This window comes from Paenibacillus sp. XY044, assembly GCF_002257645.1.
GTDB lineage: Bacteria > Bacillota > Bacilli > Paenibacillales > Paenibacillaceae > Paenibacillus_AQ.
In genome coordinates, this window is the sequence record NZ_NQMO01000025.1 from 1 (window position 1) to 849 (window position 849).

General features: G+C 49.9%; 2 tRNA genes and 3 rRNA genes. All 5 read left to right on the top strand.

The annotated features are described in order from the left end of the window. Window positions 1-81: ribosomal RNA gene (locus tag CJP46_RS36015) — 16S ribosomal RNA — on the top strand; the annotation flags it as partial. A 111-nt stretch (window positions 82-192) separates the two neighbouring features. Further along, window positions 193-309, top strand: a 5S ribosomal RNA gene (rrf, locus tag CJP46_RS36020). A 45-nt stretch (window positions 310-354) separates the two neighbouring features. Then, window positions 355-431, top strand: a tRNA-Ile gene (locus CJP46_RS36025). 44 nt (window positions 432-475) lie between these two features. Continuing rightward, window positions 476-551 (top strand) — tRNA-Ala (locus tag CJP46_RS36030). A gap of 190 nt (window positions 552-741) precedes the next feature. After that, window positions 742-849, top strand: a 23S ribosomal RNA gene (locus CJP46_RS36035); the annotation flags it as partial.

Sequence of the window (849 nt, forward strand, 5' to 3'; positions counted from 1 at the left end):
CCGCCGAAGGTGGGGTAGATGATTGGGGTGAAGTCGTAACAAGGTAGCCGTATCGGAAGGTGCGGCTGGATCACCTCCTTTCTATGGAGAATCGTTTCCTGAAACGGAAACATTCAAATCTAAATCTAGCCAGGTCGGCTAGTTACTCACTCGTTGCTCAGTTTTGAGAGAGCAAACCTCTTTCAAAATGCGTTTGGTGGCGATAGCGGAGGGGTTCCACGCGTACCCATCCCGAACACGACCGTTAAGCCCTCCAGCGCCGATGGTACTTGGACCGAAGGGTCCTGGGAGAGTAGGACGTTGCCAAGCGCAAACCCTCATGGGTTTCAAATGAATAATTCCCATACACGTTATGGGCCCTTAGCTCAGTTGGTTAGAGCGCACCCCTGATAAGGGTGAGGTCGGTGGTTCGAGTCCACTAGGGCCCACCATATAAACTTCATTCAAGTGTAATTCGCTTTTTGGGGTTATTTATGGGGCTATAGCTCAGCTGGGAGAGCGCCTGCCTTGCAAGCAGGAGGTCAGCGGTTCGATCCCGCTTAGCTCCACCAATTAATTTGATCCTTGAAAACTAGATAACGAAACGAATCTGCGTTTTAGAAATATCCTTTTAGCTGCTTGTGTCTTCATTGTAAGACCAAGAAGTAAAAAGTAGCAGACGAGTATTTGGATTGGTGAGCGAATTTGGCTTTGCGCGCAGCGCAAAACAAGAGAGCGAAGCAAGTCAAATAGGAGTCGAATGGTTAAGCTACTAAGAGCACACGGAGGATGCCTAGGCGCTAGGAGCCGATGAAGGACGTGGCGAACAACGATACTGCCTCGGGGAGCTGTAAGCAAGCTTTGATCCGG